The following is a 16,775-nucleotide window of genomic DNA, read 5'->3' on the forward strand; positions in this document are numbered from 1 at the left end:
TAGCGCTTGCCCGGCCTCATGCATGCGCCGGCCGTCTCGTGAACGGCCGGCAGGGTCACTCGCCGACTCGCCGGCGATATACGTAAGTCGAATCATTCGACGCAGCCGCATCGAACGCATAGCCTTCCGTCGCGAAATCCTTCAGCGCCTTCGGGTCGGCAATACGGTTCTCGACGATAAAACGCGCCATCAGGCCGCGTGCACGCTTTGCATGGAAGCTGATGATCTTGTAGCGGCCGCCCTTCCAGTCCTCGAAAACCGGCGTGATGACGGGCGCGGCCAGGAGTTTCGGCTTGACCGACTTGAAGTATTCGGTCGATGCGCAGTTGACCAGCACGCGCGCCGCGCCGCTGCGCGTTTCGAGCTGTTCGTTCAGCGCCTGCGTGATGCGGTTGCCCCAGAACGCGTACAGATCCTTGCCGCGCGCGTTCGCGAAGCGCGTACCCATCTCGAGCCGGTACGGCTGCAGCAGGTCGAGCGGACGCAATAGCCCATACAGGCCCGACAGCACGCGCACGTGCTGCTGCGCATAGTCGAGATCGGCGGGTGACAGCGATTTGGCGTCGAATCCTTCATATACGTCGCCATTGAACGCGAGCACGGCCTGTTTCGCGTTGGCCGGCGTAAAGATCGGCGACCAGTCGGCGTAACGCTGGAAATTCAGGCGTGCGAGCGGATCGGAGATATCCATCAGCGTCGCGATGTCCTGCGGCGACAGCTTGCGCAGGCTGTCGATCAGCTCCGACGCGTCGTCGACGAATGCAGGCTTCGTGTAAGACTGGACGTGCGCGGGCGTATCGTAGTCGAGGGATTTGGCTGGAGAGAGAACGATTATCATAGAGGCTCGCTGGCACGCCGTGCCTTGCGGTCAGACGAAAACCACCGATTGTAACGAATGACCCGCTCTCTCGCCCCGCATGCCGCGCATCGCGTCGTGCTCGACTCGAACGTCTGGATCGACATCCTCGTATTCGACGACCCTGCCACGCGCCCGATCCGTGCCGCGCTCGAACGCGGCACGCTTGCCGCCGTGATCGACGGCCGCTGCCTGACCGAACTCGAGTATGTGCTCGATTATCCGCAGTTCCAGGCGCGCGCTGTCGACAAGGCGGCTGCGCTCGCGACCGTCGCCCGCCTGGCGAGCCTCGTGGAGCCGCCGGCCGTCGATGCCGACGCGCCGCCGCTGCCGAAGTGCAAGGACCGCGACGACCAGAAGTTTCTCGAACTCGCCCGCGCCGCCCAGGCCGATTGGCTCGTGTCCAAAGACCGCGCGCTGCTGAAGCTCGCGAAGCGCACTGCACGCGACTTCGGCTTCAGGATCGCGCAGCCTGCGCCCTTTGCCGAGGCTTGCGCGCTCGACGCCACGCCGGCCTGACGCACGCACCACCACCCGATTTCGACCGTATCGATGAACGCTCCTTCAGACATGCCAACGACTCCCGTTTTCCCCTCGCGCCTGCCGAACGTCGGCACGACGATCTTCACGGTCATGAGCGCGCTTGCCGCAGAAAAAGGCGCGGTGAACCTCGGCCAGGGCTTTCCGGATTTCGACTGCGATCCGCGCATCGTCGATGCGGTTGCCGGCGCGATGCACAACGGGCACAACCAGTATCCGCCGATGGCCGGAGTCGCGCCGCTGCGCGACGCGATCGCAGACAAGATCGCGCAGGTCTATGGCCGGCGTTACGATCCGGCGACCGAGATCACCGTCACGGCCGGCGCGACGCAGGCACTGCTGACGGCGATCCTGTGCACGGTGCATCCCGGTGATGAAGTGATCGTCGTCGAACCGACCTACGACAGCTACCTGCCGTCGATCGAACTCGCGGGCGGCAAGCCCGTGTTCGTCACGCTGGAGGCGCCCGACTACGCAATCCCGTTCGACCGTCTGGCGGCCGCGATTACGCCGACAACACGCATGATCCTGATCAACACGCCGCATAACCCGACGGGTACCGTGTGGCGCGAGGCGGACATGCGCAAGCTCGAAGAGATCGTGCGTGGCACCAACGTGCTGATCCTGTCCGACGAGGTCTACGAGCACATGGTCTATGACGGCGCGCGCCACGAGAGCGTCGCACGCTATCCGGAACTCGCCGCGCGCAGCTTCATCGTGTCGAGCTTCGGCAAGACCTATCACGTCACGGGCTGGAAAGTCGGCTATGTCGCGGCGCCTGCGGCACTGACCGCGGAATTCCGCAAGGTCCACCAGTTCAACGTATTCACGGTGAATACGCCGATGCAGATCGGGCTCGCCGACTACCTGCGCGACCCGGCGCCGTACCTGACGCTTGCCGACTTCTACCAGAAGAAGCGCGACTTTTTCCGGACTGGCCTCGAACGCACGCGCTTCAAGCTGCTGCCCTGCACGGGCACGTACTTTCAGTGCGTCGATTATTCGGCGATCAGCGACCTGCCGGAAGCGGAATTCTCGAAGTGGCTCACGTCGGAGATCGGCGTGGCCGCCATTCCGGTGTCGGCGTTCTATCACGAGCCGCACGAATCGGGCGTCGTCCGATTCTGCTTCGCGAAGCAGGAAAGCACGCTCGCGTCCGCGCTCGAACGGCTCGCCCGCCTGTAAGACCCGCACGGGCGGTCGCACGCCGCCCTGCGGGAACCGCGCTTACGAACGCGCGACGCTCGTCGCGTCGATATACGCCTTGCGCTCGGCCGCCACGCGCTGCGCTGCAGGCCGCTCGCCCACCTTCTTCGCATGCGCTTTCCAGTCGATGCCTGCATCGAGCAGGAAATCGCGTCCGAATATGGCTTTCGTCGCCATGCCGATGACCGGCAGGTGGACCCAGGCGGCGATGTCGGCGAGTCCGAACGACTCGCCGAGCACATACGGCGAAAACTGCGTCATCTGCCTAAACGAATCGATCGCGCGCAGCAGGCGCTTCTCGACGTGCGCCTTCGTCCCGTCGCTGACCTTGCCGCCGAAAAACGCTTCGGTGTAGACCTCGCGCGCCACCCATTCGAGATACAGTTCGAGCGTCTCGATCAGTTCGCGCACCTTCGCACCTGCAAACGGGCTTGCCGGAAAGATGCCTTTCTCGGGATAGCGCGCTGCCAGGTACTCGATGATCACCTGCGACTCGAACAGCGCGCCTTCTTCGGTCTTCAGAAATGGAATCTTGCCGAGCGGCGAATCGGCGAGTTGCGCCGGATCGGTGATCGGCAATCCGCATACCGACTCCTCGAACGGAATGTCGTGCTCGAGCAGGACGAACTTCACCTTGTTGTAGTAGTTGGACAACGGAATACCGCACAGCTGTAGCATCAGGGTCTCCTTCCTTGCTGAAGCGCGGCCGTATCGATGCCGGCCGCTTCGGGATTCATCGCGCTGAAAAGCACGTTCGTGCTAGTCTAAAGCAAGTTTTGCGTTCGTCACGGCAACAATATTTCTGCTACTGCATCGGCCGCATCAGCGTGCGCTATGCGCCCGCTGCCGCAGCCCCGCCATCCGATGGAGACACGCTCGCATGAGTGCTGAACTGCTGGCCTCGCGTCCACCCGAGAGCGAATCGACGCTCGTCCTCACGCTATCCAATCCCGGCGCACGCAATGCGCTGCATCCCGACATGTACGCAGCCGGCATCGAAGCGCTCGCCACCGCCGAACGCGATCCCGGGATTCGCGCGGTCGTGCTCACCGGCGCCGATCGCTTCTTCTGCGCGGGCGGCAACCTGAACCGGCTGCTCGACAACCGCTCGAAGGATCCGTCCTATCAGGCCGACAGCATCGATCAGCTCGCCGCATGGGTGACGGCGATCCACGCTTCGACGAAGCCGGTGATCGCTGCGGTCGAAGGCGCCGCGGCCGGCGCGGGCTTCTCGCTCGCGCTCGCGTGCGACCTGATCGTTGCCGCGCACGATGCGAAGTTCGTGATGTCGTACGCGCGCGTCGGCCTGACGCCCGACGGGGGCGGTTCGTGGTTTATTGCGCGCGCGCTGCCGCGTGCGATCGCGGCCGAGATTCTGTTCGAAGGCAAGCCCGTCGCAGCCGAACGTCTGCACACGCTTGGCGTCGTCAACCGGCTCGCCGCGCCCGGCGCGGCACTGGCTGATGCGCTGGCGTGGGCCGATACGCTCGCCGGCATCTCGCCGAATGCACTCACGCGCATCAAGTCACTGCTCGACGACGCAACGTCGCAACCGCTCGACGCGCATCTCGCGACGGAGCGCGATCATTTCGTCGCATCGCTGCATCATGCGGACGGGCTCGAAGGCATCACCGCATTTCTCGAGAAACGCCCGCCCCGCTACAAGCGCTGAACCGTCGCGCCCGCTTTCGAATTGACACGTCGCCACCGCATCGACCCGATGCGGCACGGCCGCGCCTCCATCTCGACGACTGAGGATGACATGCGCCCCCGACGCGATGTAGCCCGACACGCGCGCACGCGCATCGGCGCGCCCATTTCCGTCGCCAGCAGCCCGCATCGATCCATGCTCTAATGACCGCCTGTCACGGCGCTGCCTGCGCCGTTTTCGCGCATGCAACAAAGGAGTTCACGATGATCGACGTCTATAGCTGGGCGACCCCGAACGGCCACAAGGTGCACATCATGCTCGAGGAAACGGGCCTCGCTTATCGTGCCCACCCGGTCGATATCGGCGCCGGCGACCAGTTCAAGCCGGAGTTCCTGAAGATCAGCCCGAACAACAAGATCCCCGCGATCGTCGATCCGGACGGCCCCGGCGGCAAGCCGATCTCGCTGTTCGAATCGGGCGCCATCCTGATCTACCTCGCGGAGAAGACCGGCAAGTTCCTGCCGACCGATCCAGCCGCACGCTATGCGACGCTCGAATGGCTGATGTTCCAGATGGGCGGGGTCGGCCCGATGCTCGGACAGGCGCACCACTTCCGCCTGTATGCGCCCGAGAAGATCGACTATGCGGTCAACCGCTACACGAACGAAGCGAAGCGCCTGTACAACGTGATGGACAAGCGTCTCGGCGAATCCGAATATCTCGCGGGCGACGCGTACACGATCGCGGACATTGCGACGTTCCCGTGGACGCGCTCGTGGCAGAACCAGGGCATCGTGCTCGACGAATTGCCGAATGTGAAGCGCTGGTACGACGCGATCGCCGCACGACCGGCCGTGCAGCGCGGCGTCGAAGTTCTCGCGTCGCTGCGCAAGGCGCTGCAGGACGACAAGGCGCGCGAGGTGCTGTTCGGCGCGACGCAATACGCGAAGCATTGACGCGCATGTGAAAAACGGAGCGGCATCCGTGCATGCCGCCCCGCGCTTCAGAAGTAATGCTGCGTGATGAATTCCGCCGCGCAAACAGGCAGTGGCGCGTCGGGGCGCTCGACCTGCATCGTCACCGACCACGTCACCTGCACACCGTCCCGCGCGGCCTCGGCGGTTTCCTTTACCGCAAAGAGCGCACGCACGCGCGCGCCGACCGGCACCGGCTTCAGGAACCGCACGCGGTTCAGTCCGTAGTTCACGCCCATCTTCTGCTCGAAACGCATCGCATCGGCCATCAACGCCGGAATCAGCGACAGCGTCAGGAACCCGTGCGCGATCGAGCCGCCGAACGGAGATTCGCGCCGCGCGCGTTCGGGATCGACGTGAATCCATTGATGATCGCCGGTCGCATCGGCAAAGCCATCCACACGGCGCTGGTCGATCGCGATCCAGCCGCTCGCGAGCGGCTCTGCGCCCACACGTGCCTGCAGCGCTTGTGCCGATGCGATCAGCGGCATGGTCGCGCCGGTCATGCTTGCTTGCCTCCCGGGTGGCGCAACCCGAAGATCACCTTGGTATGCACGGTGATCACCGTCTCGCCGGCGCCGTTCACGCCGACCCACTCCGTCGACACGATGCCGCGGTCGGGTTTGCTCTCCGACACGCGCTTGTCGTGGACCTTCTGATACATCGTGATCGTGTCGCCGGCGCGCACCGGCTTGAGCCAGCGAATCGAATCGATGCCGGGCGAGCCCATGCTCGTCGAGTCCGACCCGAGCTTCTTGACGAGCAGGCTCATGAACACCGAACACGTATGCCAGCCGCTCGCGACGAGCCCGCCGAAATGCGATGCTTTCCCGGCCTCTTCGTCGAGATGGAACGGCTGCGGATCATAGCGTTGCGCGAACGCCTTGATGTCGTCGGGTTCGAACGTGTAACGGCCCACTTCGGTGGTACTGCCGACCACCAGGTCTTCGTAACTGATGCCCACTAGGTGTCTCCTTGTGTGGCGCGCTCTCGCGTCGCCGTCATGCCGCGTCGGTCTGCGCGAAATCGGGCAGCGCCGCGATGCGGGCAAGATGATGATCGGTGTCGCCGAGCGTCGTCTCGATGATCGTCAGCCGCTTGAACAGGTGCGCGGCGGCGACCTCGTTGGTCACGCCCATACCGCCGTGCAGTTGAACGGCCTGCTGGCCGACGAAGCGAGCGGCAGCGCCGACACGTGCTTTCGCGGCCGACACGGCCTTCCTCCGCGCATCGGCATCGCCGCTCGCGTAGCGTACGGCCGCCAGGTAGGTCAGCGAACGTGCCTGCTCGGCGTGGATCAGCATGTCGACCATCCGGTGCTGTAGCGCCTGGAAACGCGCGATCGGCACGCCGAACTGCTCGCGCGTCTTCGTGTATTCGACCGTGGCGCGATTCAGTTCGTCGAGCGCGCCGACCGCTTCCGCGCACAGCAGGAACGTCGCGTAATCGGCAACCTGCTCGAGGGCCGCAGCATCGCGCGCACCGCCCGTCAGCAGTCGCGCCGGCGTTTCATCGAATTCGATCGTCGCAGCACGCTGACCGTCGATCGTCCGGTAGTCGACCACCTTCGCGTTCGCGGCATTCCGTTCGACGACGAAGAGGCCGATGCCGCCGCCGTCGACGCGTGCGGGCACGATCCACACATCCGCCTGTGCGCCATGCTGAACGACCGACTTTGTGCCGGTCAGCCGCGACGTGCCGCCCTGCTCGCGCGCATGCGTGTCGATTTCGAACAGGTCGTAGCGCGCATGCGGTTCGTGGAACGCAACCGCCACGCGCTTCTGCCCCTGCGCGATCGCCTCCAGCAGCGCCGCATCCTCACCGGCGCCGCCGCCGGCGATACGCAAGGCCTCGACGCCCACCGTCGTTGCCCAGTACGGCTCGATCACGAGCGCGCGGCCGAGCTCCTGCATCACGACCAGCATGTCGACCGGACCGCCGCCGAAGCCGCCCTGCGCGTCCGGCACGGGCAGCGCGGTCAACCCCAGTTCGGTGAACGCGCGCCATTGCGTGTCCGACACGCCCGCGTCACTGCGCACGATGGCCTGGCGCGCTTCGAAGCCGTATTGCTCGCCGAGATAACGACGTAGCGCGTCGGCGAACTGCTGCTGCTCATCGGTAAAGCTGAAATCCATGGTTGTCTCCGTTCCCTGATCACAGCCCCAGAATCATCTGCGCGATGATGTTCTTCTGGATCTCGTTCGAACCGCCGTAGATCGACGTCTTCCGGTAATTGAAGTAGTACGCGGCAAGCGGTGCCGCATCGTCGTCGCCCGCGGCGCTGTGCTCGCGCTGGCCGTCGAGGAACGGTACGTCGAACGGTGCGGCGAGCGGGCCGATCGCGTCGACCATCAACTCGGTGAGCGCCTGCTGCACTTCCGTGCCCTTGATCTTCAGCATCGACGCCTCGGGGCCCGGCCCCTTCCCGCTCGTCTCGCGACTGACGACGCGCAGCACCGTCACCTCGAGCGCCATCAGCTCGACCTCGAGCGCCGCGACCTTCGCGGCGAACACGGGATCGGCGAGCAACGGCTTGCCGTTCTTGCGCTGGTTCGACGCCACGCGCTTCAGGAACGCGAGCTCGCGCTTCGACGCACCGACTCGCGCGATGCCGGTGCGCTCATGGCCAAGCAGGTATTTCGCGTAGGTCCAGCCGCGGTTCTCGTCGCCGACGAGATTGTCGACCGGCACCTTCACATCCTCGAAGAACACCTCGTTGACCTCGTGGTCCTCGTCGAGCATGACGATCGGGCGCACGGTGATACCGGGCGTCTTCATGTCGATCAGCAGGAACGAGATGCCCTCCTGTTTCTTCGCCGCCGGATCGGTACGCACGAGGCAGAACATCATGTCGGCGTACTGGCCGAGCGTCGTCCAGGTCTTCTGGCCATTGACGACGTAGTGGTCGCCCCGGCGCTCGGCACGCGTGCGCAACGATGCGAGGTCGGATCCCGAACCCGGCTCCGAGTAGCCCTGGCACCACCAGTCGGAGCCGTCGAGAATGCGCGGCAGATAATGACGTTTCTGCGCTTCGCTGCCGTATTTCATCAACACGGGCGCGACCATCGATACGCCGAACGGCAGCACGGTCGGCGCGCCGATCCGCGCGCACTCCTCGTCCCATATGTGCCGTTGCGTCGCGTTCCAGCCCGGGCCGCCATATTCAACCGGCCACGCGGGCGCGGACCAGCCGCGCTGGCCGAGAATCCGATGCCAGCTCGCGAAATCCTCGCGGCCGAGTCGTTTGTGATCGAGTACTTTGGCGCGCAGTGCGTGAGGCAGGTTGGCCTCGAGCCAGGCGCGAACGTCGACGCGGAACGCGTCGTCGGCGGGGGAATAATCCAGATCCATGCGCAGTGTCTCCTCGCCACGGCCGTCCGGCCCGGCGAGGATCCACTGCGTACGTCATTGCAGCGGTTCTTTCAGCGCGGCGGGAATCGGCAGCGGCATCACGTCGATGCCTTCTTCGACCAAGGATTGCGCATCTTCCGGCGTCGTAACGCCACGAATGCTGCGTGCCGGCGCCTCGTTGTAATGGATGCGCCGCGCTTCCTCGGCGAAGCGCTCGCCCACGTTCTCGGTTTTCTCCAGCACCTCGCGCAGCGCACGCATCACCTGCGCCTGCAGCGCACGCGGATCAGCCGGCTGTGCCTGCGTCGCGCCCGACAAGTTCAGGCGCGGCGCCGACGGCAGACGGTTGACCTCGGTCGTTCCGCACACCGGACATTCGACCAGCTTGCGGGACAACTGCGCTTCGAATTCATCGGCGGAAGCGAACCAGCCTTCGAACCGATGATCGTGCGGGCACTGTAAATCGAGGACCTTCATGCTGAATCAGGGCGTGTAACGAGTGTAGCGCAAAAAGCGGTTTTGTGAACGGTCGTGCTAAATATCGGTCGCGCGACGCGGCGGCGCCGCGTCACCAGATTGTAACGCGGTGCCCCACCCGCCGCTGACGCCGCGCTCAGGGCGTCAGGACCGGCCCGAGCGGCCACGTGCCGGACAGCACCTTGTCGAGCCACATCGCGCCGATGATCGTCTTCACATCGGAAATCTGGCCCGTACGCACCCATTCCTGCAGATCGGCCTGCGTCGCGATGAAGGTCTCGAGGAATTCGCCTTCGTCGAGCTTGCGCTCGCCGGCCGTGAGCCCGCGCGCCAGGTACAGGTCGATGAATTCGGTCGAATAGGAAATGATCGGGTGAATCCGGGCCAGGAACACGTACTCGCGTGCCGTGTAGCCGGTTTCTTCGCGCAGTTCGCGCACCGCGCATGCGAGCGCGCCTTCGTCAGGATCGAGCTTGCCGGCCGGGAATTCGGCCATCACCTTGCCGATCGGGTAGCGATACTGGCTTTCCATCAGCACGCGGCCGTCGTCGAACAGCGGGATCACCATCACCGCGCCCGGATGCTGGACGTATTCGCGCGTGGCCTTCTTACCGTCCGGAAGACGGACGGTATCACGCTTGAGCTTGAGGAACGCGCCTTCGAAGATCGCCTCGCTTTCGAGGCAGGTTTCGGTCAGTGCGGCGTCGTGATTGGGTAGTTCGGCCATCGGCGGCTCCGGGAATGAGCGCGACGGCCGAAGCCGTCAGCGTCGTTTGACGAGATACTGGAACGTGAAGCCGGGAAACGCGAACACGACGAAAAGACTGAACGTGATCGCGTAGAACTGCCAGCCTTGTTCGAAGCGGTTGCCGGCGCGCGACTCGAGCCAGAAGCCGAGTGCGCCGACGATGAAGTACAGCACGATCAGCTCGCCGATCCGCACCCACCCGCTCTTCTTCGCCGTGCCGAACGGCACGACGGCGAAGAGGCGTTGGTTCAGGAACGGCAGGTTGGCGCAGACGAGCGCCAACAGCACGATAAACCAGCCGGCTGCCGACATTACAGCGGCAGCGTGTGACGAATTGCCTGCAGGCAGGCCGTCAGCAGCGGGCTCGGGATCAGGCCGAGCGCGACGACCGCCAGGCCGTTCAGCACGAGGATCGTGCGCTTGCAGAAATCGCCCGAGATCGGCGTCGTATCCTGCGGTGCATCGAAGTACATCAGCTTCACGATGCGCAGGTAGTAGAACGCGCCGAACAGCGACGTGACCACGGCCAGCACGGCCAGCCACGTGAGGCCCGCGTTGACGGTCGCCTCGAGCACGGCGAGCTTCGCGTAGAAGCCGACGGTCGGCGGAATACCTGCCAGCGAGAACATCATGACCATCATCACGAACGCGAACACCGGGCTGCGCTTGTTGAGGCCCTTGAAGTCGTCGATCGTCTCGGCTTCGAAATCGCGGCGTGCGAGCAGCATCACCACGCCGAACGAGCCGAGCGTCGTGATCAGGTAGACGATCGCGTAGAACATCGCCGAGCTGTATGCGTTCGCCGGCGCCGTCGCGTCGCCCTTCACGATGCCCGCGAGCAGGCCGAGCAGCACGAAGCCCATGTTCGAGATCGCCGAGTACGCGAGCATTCGCTTGATGTTGCGCTGGACGATACCGGTGATGTTGCCGACGATCAGCGACAGCGCGGCGAGGATCACGAGCGCGGTCTGCCAGTTCTGTGCGAGCGGCAGCAGGCCCATCACCAGGAAGCGCAGACCCCATGCGAACGCGGCAACCTTCGGGCCGCCGCCGACGAACAGCGTCATCGCAGTCGGTGCGCCCTGGTAGACGTCCGGCACCCACATGTGGAACGGCACGGCGCCGAGCTTGAACGCGATACCCGCGACGATGAAGACCACGCCGAACATCAGCACGGCTGCGTCGGTGTTGCCGCCGACCGCCTTGTACACCTCGCCCAGCTCGAGCGAGCCGGTCGCGCCGTACAGCATCGAGATGCCGTACAGCACGAAGCCCGATGCGAGCGCACCCAGCACGTAGTACTTCATCGCGGCTTCGCTCGACTGCGCGGCGTCACGGCGCAGCGCGATGACTGCGTACAGCGACAGCGACATCAGTTCGAGACCGAGGTACAGCGTCAGGAAGTTGTTGCCCGACACCATGACCAGCTGACCGAGCAGCGAGAACATGCCGAGCAGGAACACGTCCCCGCGGAACATGTCGCGATCTTCGAGGTACTTGCGCGAATAGACGAGCGAGACCGCGAAACCGAACGACACGACAGCCTTCATCATGCTCGCGAACGAGTCGACGACGACCATCTTCGAGAAGAAGTAGTACTGCTGCGGGTCGAGCGCCTGCACCGCGAACCACACGCCGGCGACGACCGACGATACGACCGCGATCAGATAGGTCAGGCGGCGGCCGGAGGCGCCGGTAAAGGTGTCGTTCAGCCATGCGACGACGATGGCGGCCATCACCAGCGCGTCAGGCAACAGGACATTCATAGGAGCGTTTTGCATGATCTTGAGTTCCTCCGCTCGCGATTACTGCGCCAGCGGCAGCTTGGACTGCGCGACATGGGAGAGGAGGTTTTCCACGGAAACGTGCATCACGTCGGTGAAAGGCTTCGGATAAAGGCCCATCAGCAGCGTGAACGCGGCGAGCACGGCCAGCATCAGGAATTCGCGACGGCCGATGTCCTTCAGCTTGGCGACGTGATCGTTCGCGACCGCGCCGAAGTACACGCGCTTGTACATCCACAGCGTGTAGGCAGCGCCGAGGATCAGCGTGAACGCCGCGCCGAATGCGATCCAGAAGTTGTACTGGACGGCCGCGAGAATCACCATGAACTCGCCGACGAAACCCGACGTACCCGGCAGCCCGCAGTTGGCCATCGAGAACAGCATCGCGAAAGCCGCAAACTTCGGCATCACGTTGACGACGCCACCGTAGTCGGCGATCTGACGCGAGTGCACGCGGTCGTACAGCACGCCGATGCAGAGGAACATCGCGCCCGACACGAAGCCGTGCGAGATCATCTGGATGATCGCGCCTTCGACGCCGAGCTGGTTGAAGATGAAGAAGCCGAGCGTGACGAAACCCATGTGCGCGATCGACGAATACGCGACCAGCTTCTTCATGTCGGCCTGCACCATCGCGACGAGGCCGATGTAGATCACCGCGATCAGCGACAGCGTGATCACGACGGGCGCCAGGAAGTGGCTCGCGTCAGGCGTGATCGGCAGCGAGAAGCGCAGGAAACCGTAAGCGCCGAGCTTCAGCATGATCGCAGCCAGCACGACCGAGCCGCCCGTCGGCGCTTCCACGTGCGCGTCCGGCAGCCAGGTGTGGACCGGCCACATCGGCACCTTCACCGCGAACGCGAGGAAGAACGCGATGAACAGCAGGATCTGCGGCGTCATCGCGATCTTGGCGTTCTGCCACGTCGCGAGGTCGAACGAATGCGTTTCCGTGTACAGGTAGATCAGCGCGACCAGCATCAGCAGCGAGCCGGCCAGCGTGTACAGGAAGAACTTGAATGCCGCATACACGCGGTTCGGGCCGCCCCACACGCCGATGATGATGTACATCGGGATCAGGGTCGCTTCGAAGAACACGTAGAACAGCAGGCCGTCGGCCGCCGAGAATACGCCGATCATGATCCCGGACAGGATCAGGAACGCCGCGAGGTACTGCGCGACGTTCTCGGTGATCACTTCCCATGCGGCGATCACGACGATCACCGTGATCAGCGCGGTCAGCACGACGAACCACATCGAGATGCCGTCGACGCCGAGGTGATACGCGATGTCGAAGCGCTCGATCCAGGTCGACTTCTCGACGAACTGCAGCGCAGCCGTGCTCGAATCGAAGCCGGTGATCAGCGGAATCGTGACCGCCAGGCCGAGCAGCGAACCGATCAGCGCGATCCAGCGGGCCGTCCCCGGATTTTTGTCGTTACCCACCGCAAGCACGAGGAGGCCGAAAACGATCGGCAGCCAGATCGCGGTACTGAGAATCGGAAAAGCGTGCATTAAGTTGTCCCCCCGCCTTATTTGCCGCCGAGCGTTACAAACAGGGTCAGGAGCCCCAGCATGCCGATGATCATGGCGAACGCGTAGTGATAGATGTAACCGGATTGGAGGAAGCGGATCACGCCGGCGAACCAGCCGATGAACCGGGCGCTGCCGTTGACGAGGCCGTCGATCACCACGACGTCACCCTCCTTCCACAGGCCGCGGCCGATCGCCACCGAACCTCGGGCGAACACCACTTCGTTGATCTTGTCCATGTAGTACTTGTTGTCCAGCAGCGTGTAGATCGGGCCGAACGCGCGGCGGATCGACGCCGGCAGCTCCGGACGCTTCAGGTACAGGAACCAGGCGACAACGACACCGGCGAGCGCGAGCCAGACCGGCAGGCCCGACACCGAGTGCAGGCCCATGCTCCACCAGTTGGTGAATTCATGGCCCATTTCCTCGAGCGCCGGATGGTTTTCGCCGATGAAGATCACCTTGTCGAATGCAACGCCGTGCTGGAAGAAGTCACCGAACAGCATCGGGCTGATCGCGAGCGCGCCGATGATGACCGACGGGATCGCCAGCAGAACCAGCGGCACCCACACGACCCACGGGGTCTCGTGCGGTTCGTGCGCGTGATCGTCATGACCGTGGCCATGGCCGTGGTCGTCATGACCGTGCGCGGCTGCCATGCCCATCGGCGATTCCGGATGCTTCGGCTTGCGGAAGCGCTCTTCGCCGTGGAACACCAGGAAGTACATGCGGAACGAGTACAGCGCGGTGACGAATACGCTCGCGACGACCGCGAAGTATGCGAAGCCCGAACCCGGCAGGTGCGACAGCTTCACCGCGTCGATGATCGAGTCCTTCGAGTAGAAGCCCGAGAAGAACGGCGTGCCGATCAGCGCGAGCGAACCGACGAGCGACGTGATCCACGTGATCGGCATGTACTTGCGCAGGCCGCCCATGTTGCGCATGTCCTGGTCGTGGTGCATGCCCATGATGACCGAGCCTGCGCCGAGGAACAGCAGCGCCTTGAAGAACGCGTGCGTCATCAGGTGGAACACGGCGACCGGGTAAGCGGACACGCCGAGCGCGACGGTCATGTAGCCGAGCTGCGACAGCGTCGAGTACGCGACCACGCGCTTGATGTCGTTCTGGACGATACCGAGGAAGCCCATGAAGAGCGCCGTGATCGCGCCGATCACCGTGATGAACGACAGCGCGGTATCCGACAGCTCGAACAGCGGCGACATCCGCGACACCATGAAGATGCCGGCGGTCACCATCGTCGCCGCGTGAATCAGCGCGGAGATCGGGGTCGGGCCTTCCATCGAGTCCGGCAGCCACACGTGCAGCGGGAACTGTGCCGACTTACCCATCGCGCCGATGAACAGGCAGATACAGGCGACGGTCAGCAGGCCCCAGTCGGTGCCCGGGAAGTGCAGGCTCGCGAGCTCAGCGCGCTTCGCGAACACTTCGCCGTAGTTCATCGAGCCGGCGAATGCGAGCAGCAGGCCGATGCCGAGCAGGAAGCCGAAGTCGCCCACGCGGTTCACGAGGAACGCCTTCATGTTCGCGTAGATCGCGCTCTCACGCGTGAAGTAGAAGCCGATCAGCAGGTACGACACCAGACCCACCGCTTCCCAGCCGAAGAACAGCTGCAGGAAGTTGTTGCTCATCACGAGCATCAGCATCGAAAACGTGAACAGCGAGATGTACGAGAAGAAGCGCTGATAGCCGTCTTCTTCCGCCATGTAGCCGATCGTGTACACGTGCACCATCAGCGAGACGAAGGTCACGACGACCATCATCATCGCGGTCAGCGAATCGACGAGGAAGCCGATTTCGAGCTTCAGCGAGCCGACGTTCATCCATTCGTAGACGGTCGCGTTGAAGCTTGCGCCGCCCATCACGTCGAAGAAGACTTTCGCCGACAGGAGGAACGCGATCATGACGCCGAGGATCGTGATCCGGTGTGCGCCCTTGCGCCCGACTGCGTTCCCGAACAGCCCCGCAATCAGCGAGCCGGCCAGCGGAGCGAGCGGAATCGCCAGCAGCAGGTTTTCATTGAGTGTCGTTGACATAACAGCGTTGCCTGAAATTAACCTTTGAGCTGATCGAGATCCTCGACATTGATCGTGTCGAGCTTACGGAACAGGGTCACCAGAATCGCAAGACCGATCGCGGCTTCCGCTGCAGCGACAGTCAGCACGAAGAACACGAAGATCTGGCCGTGCACATCGCCGAGATAGTGCGAAAACGCGACGAAGTTGGTATTCACCGCCAGCAGCATCAGCTCGATCGACATCAGGATGATGATGACGTTGCGGCGGTTCAGAAAGATCCCGACGATCGCGATCGCAAAGAGGATCGCGCCGAGCACGAGGTAGTGAGCAAGAGTCAGCATGGTTTTCTTTTCCTCCGCTTAGCCGTTGGTGCTCGAACCGGCTTCGCTCTGCGCCGTTTCCGGCTGCGGCTTTTCCGCGTCCATCTTCACGAGGCGCACGCGATCGTTGCGGCGCACCTTGACCTGATCCGACACGCGCTGGCGCTTGCTGTCCTTGCCCTTGCGCTCGGTCAGCCCGATCGCGGCAATGATCGCGACCAGCAGCACGAGGCCGGCGATTTCAAACGCGAAGATATAGTCGGTGTAGATCACCTTGCCGATCAGGCGCGTGTTCGACCAGTTGGCCATCTCGCCCGTCGCCATCGCGTGCACCGTCTGCGTGTCGCCGTAGCCGCGCCACAGGATCAGTGCGGTTTCGATCACGATGATCGCGCCGACCACGGTCGCCATCGGGACGAAGCGCTTGAAGTCGCGGCGCAGGTAGTCGATGTTGATGTCGAGCATCATCACGACGAACAGGAACAGCACCATCACGGCGCCCACGTAGACCAGCACCAGCAGGATCGCGAGGAACTCCGCCTCCAGCAGCATCCAGATCGCGGCGGCGTTGAAGAACGCCAGCACAAGGAAAAGCGCAGACGCCACCGGGTTGCGCGAAGTGATCACCTTCAGCCCTGATACCACCAGGAGCAGCGCGAAGATGTAGAACAGTACGGTCGTGAATTCCATGATTACCGGTTCATCGTTAGGCCATAGTCAGGCGCGGCTTGCGGGACGCACTCGCGTGCCGCACCCGTCGCGGCGGCTCGGCCCTGGCTTCGGGCCGGCACTGCAAACACAATCAACGATACGGCGCGTCGGCAGCCTTCGCCGCGGCGATGTCCTTCTCGTAGCGATCGCCCACCGCGAGCAGCATTTCCTTCGTGAAATACAGGTCGCCGCGCTTTTCGCCGTGGTACTCGAGAATCTGCGTCTCGACGATCGAATCGACCGGGCAGCTCTCTTCGCAGAAACCGCAGAAGATGCACTTCGTCAGGTCGATGTCGTAGCGCGTCGTGCGGCGCGTGTTGTCCGCGCGCGTTTCCGACTCGATCGTGATCGCCATCGCGGGGCACACGGCCTCGCACAGCTTGCACGCGATGCAGCGCTCTTCGCCGTTTTCGTAGCGACGCAGTGCGTGCAGCCCGCGGAAACGCGGCGAAATCGGCGTCTTCTCTTCCGGGAACTGCACGGTGACCTTGCGCTTGAACGTGTAACGGCCGGTCAGCGCGAGCCCCTGCAGGAGCTCGGTCAGGAAGAAGGTCTTAAAGAAGTGTTGGATTGCGCTCATGATTTCGTCCG

Annotated in this window: 19 protein-coding genes; 4 read left to right on the top strand and 15 right to left on the bottom strand. The window is 63.8% G+C overall.

Annotated features, from left to right (window positions below):
• Positions 1–55 precede the first annotated feature (55 nt).
• On the bottom strand, positions 56–838 hold the full coding sequence (gene yaaA, locus ACPTTC_RS13130) for a peroxide stress protein YaaA (protein ID WP_423392728.1): 783 nt from the start codon (positions 836–838) through the stop codon (positions 56–58).
• 57 nt (positions 839–895) lie between these two features.
• Between yaaA and ACPTTC_RS13135 the strand changes: the two genes are divergently transcribed.
• Together ACPTTC_RS13135 and ACPTTC_RS13140 are read left to right on the top strand one after the other, a co-directional pair.
• Positions 896–1,375: a putative toxin-antitoxin system toxin component, PIN family gene (locus tag ACPTTC_RS13135; RefSeq protein ID WP_423392729.1), complete on the top strand. Its 480-nt coding sequence runs from the start codon at positions 896–898 to the stop codon at positions 1,373–1,375.
• Positions 1,376–1,408: 33 nt separating this feature from the next.
• Entirely contained in the window at positions 1,409–2,581 is a 1,173-nt protein-coding gene (locus ACPTTC_RS13140) for a pyridoxal phosphate-dependent aminotransferase (protein ID WP_423392730.1), read from the top strand.
• 42 nt (positions 2,582–2,623) lie between these two features.
• Here the strand turns inward: ACPTTC_RS13140 and ACPTTC_RS13145 are convergent, their stop codons facing one another.
• Positions 2,624–3,280, bottom strand: a complete 657-nt coding sequence (locus ACPTTC_RS13145) for a glutathione S-transferase (protein WP_423392731.1) — start codon at positions 3,278–3,280, stop codon at positions 2,624–2,626.
• 202 nt (positions 3,281–3,482) lie between these two features.
• On the opposite strand from ACPTTC_RS13145, the gene ACPTTC_RS13150 reads away from it, so the two are divergent.
• Positions 3,483–4,274: an oxepin-CoA hydrolase, alternative type gene (locus ACPTTC_RS13150; protein ID WP_423392732.1), complete on the top strand. Its 792-nt coding sequence runs from the start codon at positions 3,483–3,485 to the stop codon at positions 4,272–4,274.
• Between the two features lie 242 nt (positions 4,275–4,516).
• Complete coding sequence (locus ACPTTC_RS13155) at positions 4,517–5,209, top strand: glutathione binding-like protein (protein WP_423392733.1); 693 nt, start codon at positions 4,517–4,519, stop codon at positions 5,207–5,209.
• Positions 5,210–5,256: 47 nt separating this feature from the next.
• Here ACPTTC_RS13155 and ACPTTC_RS13160 read toward each other — a convergent pair whose 3' ends face one another.
• From ACPTTC_RS13160 to nuoI, 13 genes are all read right to left on the bottom strand, one after another.
• On the bottom strand, positions 5,257–5,733 hold the full coding sequence (locus ACPTTC_RS13160; RefSeq protein ID WP_423392734.1) for a MaoC family dehydratase: 477 nt from the start codon (positions 5,731–5,733) through the stop codon (positions 5,257–5,259).
• A complete protein-coding gene (locus tag ACPTTC_RS13165) occupies positions 5,730–6,191 on the bottom strand; it encodes a MaoC family dehydratase (RefSeq protein WP_175971442.1) in 462 nt (153 codons plus the stop codon). The genes ACPTTC_RS13160 and ACPTTC_RS13165 overlap by 4 nt, the downstream gene beginning before the upstream one ends.
• A gap of 37 nt (positions 6,192–6,228) precedes the next feature.
• Entirely contained in the window at positions 6,229–7,362 is a 1,134-nt protein-coding gene (locus ACPTTC_RS13170; protein ID WP_423392735.1) for an acyl-CoA dehydrogenase family protein, read from the bottom strand.
• 19 nt (positions 7,363–7,381) lie between these two features.
• Positions 7,382–8,578, bottom strand: coding sequence for an acyl-CoA dehydrogenase family protein (locus tag ACPTTC_RS13175; protein ID WP_423392736.1), 1,197 nt, complete (start codon positions 8,576–8,578; stop codon positions 7,382–7,384).
• Positions 8,579–8,632: 54 nt separating this feature from the next.
• Entirely contained in the window at positions 8,633–9,055 is a 423-nt protein-coding gene (locus tag ACPTTC_RS13180) for a DUF1178 family protein (protein ID WP_423392737.1), read from the bottom strand.
• Positions 9,056–9,191: 136 nt separating this feature from the next.
• Entirely contained in the window at positions 9,192–9,782 is a 591-nt protein-coding gene (locus ACPTTC_RS13185; protein ID WP_175951142.1) for an NUDIX domain-containing protein, read from the bottom strand.
• Between the two features lie 36 nt (positions 9,783–9,818).
• Positions 9,819–10,115 (bottom strand): DUF2818 family protein, encoded by a 297-nt coding sequence (locus ACPTTC_RS13190; RefSeq protein ID WP_046544751.1) that lies wholly within the window; start codon positions 10,113–10,115, stop codon positions 9,819–9,821.
• Positions 10,115–11,569: an NADH-quinone oxidoreductase subunit NuoN gene (gene nuoN, locus ACPTTC_RS13195; protein ID WP_175971534.1), complete on the bottom strand. Its 1,455-nt coding sequence runs from the start codon at positions 11,567–11,569 to the stop codon at positions 10,115–10,117. The genes ACPTTC_RS13190 and nuoN overlap by 1 nt, the downstream gene beginning before the upstream one ends.
• Positions 11,570–11,608: 39 nt before the next feature.
• Entirely contained in the window at positions 11,609–13,099 is a 1,491-nt protein-coding gene (locus ACPTTC_RS13200) for an NADH-quinone oxidoreductase subunit M (protein ID WP_021162817.1), read from the bottom strand.
• A gap of 17 nt (positions 13,100–13,116) precedes the next feature.
• Positions 13,117–15,171: an NADH-quinone oxidoreductase subunit L gene (gene nuoL, locus ACPTTC_RS13205; protein ID WP_226198855.1), complete on the bottom strand. Its 2,055-nt coding sequence runs from the start codon at positions 15,169–15,171 to the stop codon at positions 13,117–13,119.
• A 17-nt stretch (positions 15,172–15,188) separates the two neighbouring features.
• Positions 15,189–15,494: an NADH-quinone oxidoreductase subunit NuoK gene (nuoK, locus tag ACPTTC_RS13210; protein WP_006478272.1), complete on the bottom strand. Its 306-nt coding sequence runs from the start codon at positions 15,492–15,494 to the stop codon at positions 15,189–15,191.
• A gap of 18 nt (positions 15,495–15,512) precedes the next feature.
• A complete protein-coding gene (locus ACPTTC_RS13215; protein WP_069747466.1) occupies positions 15,513–16,163 on the bottom strand; it encodes an NADH-quinone oxidoreductase subunit J in 651 nt (216 codons plus the stop codon).
• Positions 16,164–16,275: 112 nt separating this feature from the next.
• On the bottom strand, positions 16,276–16,764 hold the full coding sequence (gene nuoI, locus ACPTTC_RS13220) for an NADH-quinone oxidoreductase subunit NuoI (RefSeq protein ID WP_011352695.1): 489 nt from the start codon (positions 16,762–16,764) through the stop codon (positions 16,276–16,278).
• Positions 16,765–16,775 lie beyond the last annotated feature (11 nt).

The organism is Burkholderia mycopellens (assembly GCF_964265025.1).
Classification (GTDB): domain Bacteria; phylum Pseudomonadota; class Gammaproteobacteria; order Burkholderiales; family Burkholderiaceae; genus Burkholderia.

What these genes read in the sequence shown, in the direction of transcription:
- yaaA (WP_423392728.1), bottom strand. Translation starts at nt 838, where the DNA reads ATGATAATCGTTCTCTCTCCAGCCAAATCCCTCGACTACGATACGCCC.
- ACPTTC_RS13135 (WP_423392729.1), top strand. Translation starts at nt 896, where the DNA reads ATGACCCGCTCTCTCGCCCCGCATGCCGCGCATCGCGTCGTGCTCGAC.
- ACPTTC_RS13140 (WP_423392730.1), top strand. Translation starts at nt 1,409, where the DNA reads ATGAACGCTCCTTCAGACATGCCAACGACTCCCGTTTTCCCCTCGCGC.
- ACPTTC_RS13145 (WP_423392731.1), bottom strand. Translation starts at nt 3,280, where the DNA reads ATGCTACAGCTGTGCGGTATTCCGTTGTCCAACTACTACAACAAGGTG.
- ACPTTC_RS13150 (WP_423392732.1), top strand. Translation starts at nt 3,483, where the DNA reads ATGAGTGCTGAACTGCTGGCCTCGCGTCCACCCGAGAGCGAATCGACG.
- ACPTTC_RS13155 (WP_423392733.1), top strand. Translation starts at nt 4,517, where the DNA reads ATGATCGACGTCTATAGCTGGGCGACCCCGAACGGCCACAAGGTGCAC.
- ACPTTC_RS13160 (WP_423392734.1), bottom strand. Translation starts at nt 5,733, where the DNA reads ATGACCGGCGCGACCATGCCGCTGATCGCATCGGCACAAGCGCTGCAG.
- ACPTTC_RS13170 (WP_423392735.1), bottom strand. Translation starts at nt 7,362, where the DNA reads ATGGATTTCAGCTTTACCGATGAGCAGCAGCAGTTCGCCGACGCGCTA.
- ACPTTC_RS13175 (WP_423392736.1), bottom strand. Translation starts at nt 8,578, where the DNA reads ATGGATCTGGATTATTCCCCCGCCGACGACGCGTTCCGCGTCGACGTT.
- ACPTTC_RS13180 (WP_423392737.1), bottom strand. Translation starts at nt 9,055, where the DNA reads ATGAAGGTCCTCGATTTACAGTGCCCGCACGATCATCGGTTCGAAGGC.
- ACPTTC_RS13185 (WP_175951142.1), bottom strand. Translation starts at nt 9,782, where the DNA reads ATGGCCGAACTACCCAATCACGACGCCGCACTGACCGAAACCTGCCTC.
- ACPTTC_RS13190 (WP_046544751.1), bottom strand. Translation starts at nt 10,115, where the DNA reads ATGTCGGCAGCCGGCTGGTTTATCGTGCTGTTGGCGCTCGTCTGCGCC.
- nuoN (WP_175971534.1), bottom strand. Translation starts at nt 11,569, where the DNA reads ATGAATGTCCTGTTGCCTGACGCGCTGGTGATGGCCGCCATCGTCGTC.
- ACPTTC_RS13200 (WP_021162817.1), bottom strand. Translation starts at nt 13,099, where the DNA reads ATGCACGCTTTTCCGATTCTCAGTACCGCGATCTGGCTGCCGATCGTT.
- nuoL (WP_226198855.1), bottom strand. Translation starts at nt 15,171, where the DNA reads ATGTCAACGACACTCAATGAAAACCTGCTGCTGGCGATTCCGCTCGCT.
- nuoK (WP_006478272.1), bottom strand. Translation starts at nt 15,494, where the DNA reads ATGCTGACTCTTGCTCACTACCTCGTGCTCGGCGCGATCCTCTTTGCG.
- ACPTTC_RS13215 (WP_069747466.1), bottom strand. Translation starts at nt 16,163, where the DNA reads ATGGAATTCACGACCGTACTGTTCTACATCTTCGCGCTGCTCCTGGTG.
- nuoI (WP_011352695.1), bottom strand. Translation starts at nt 16,764, where the DNA reads ATGAGCGCAATCCAACACTTCTTTAAGACCTTCTTCCTGACCGAGCTC.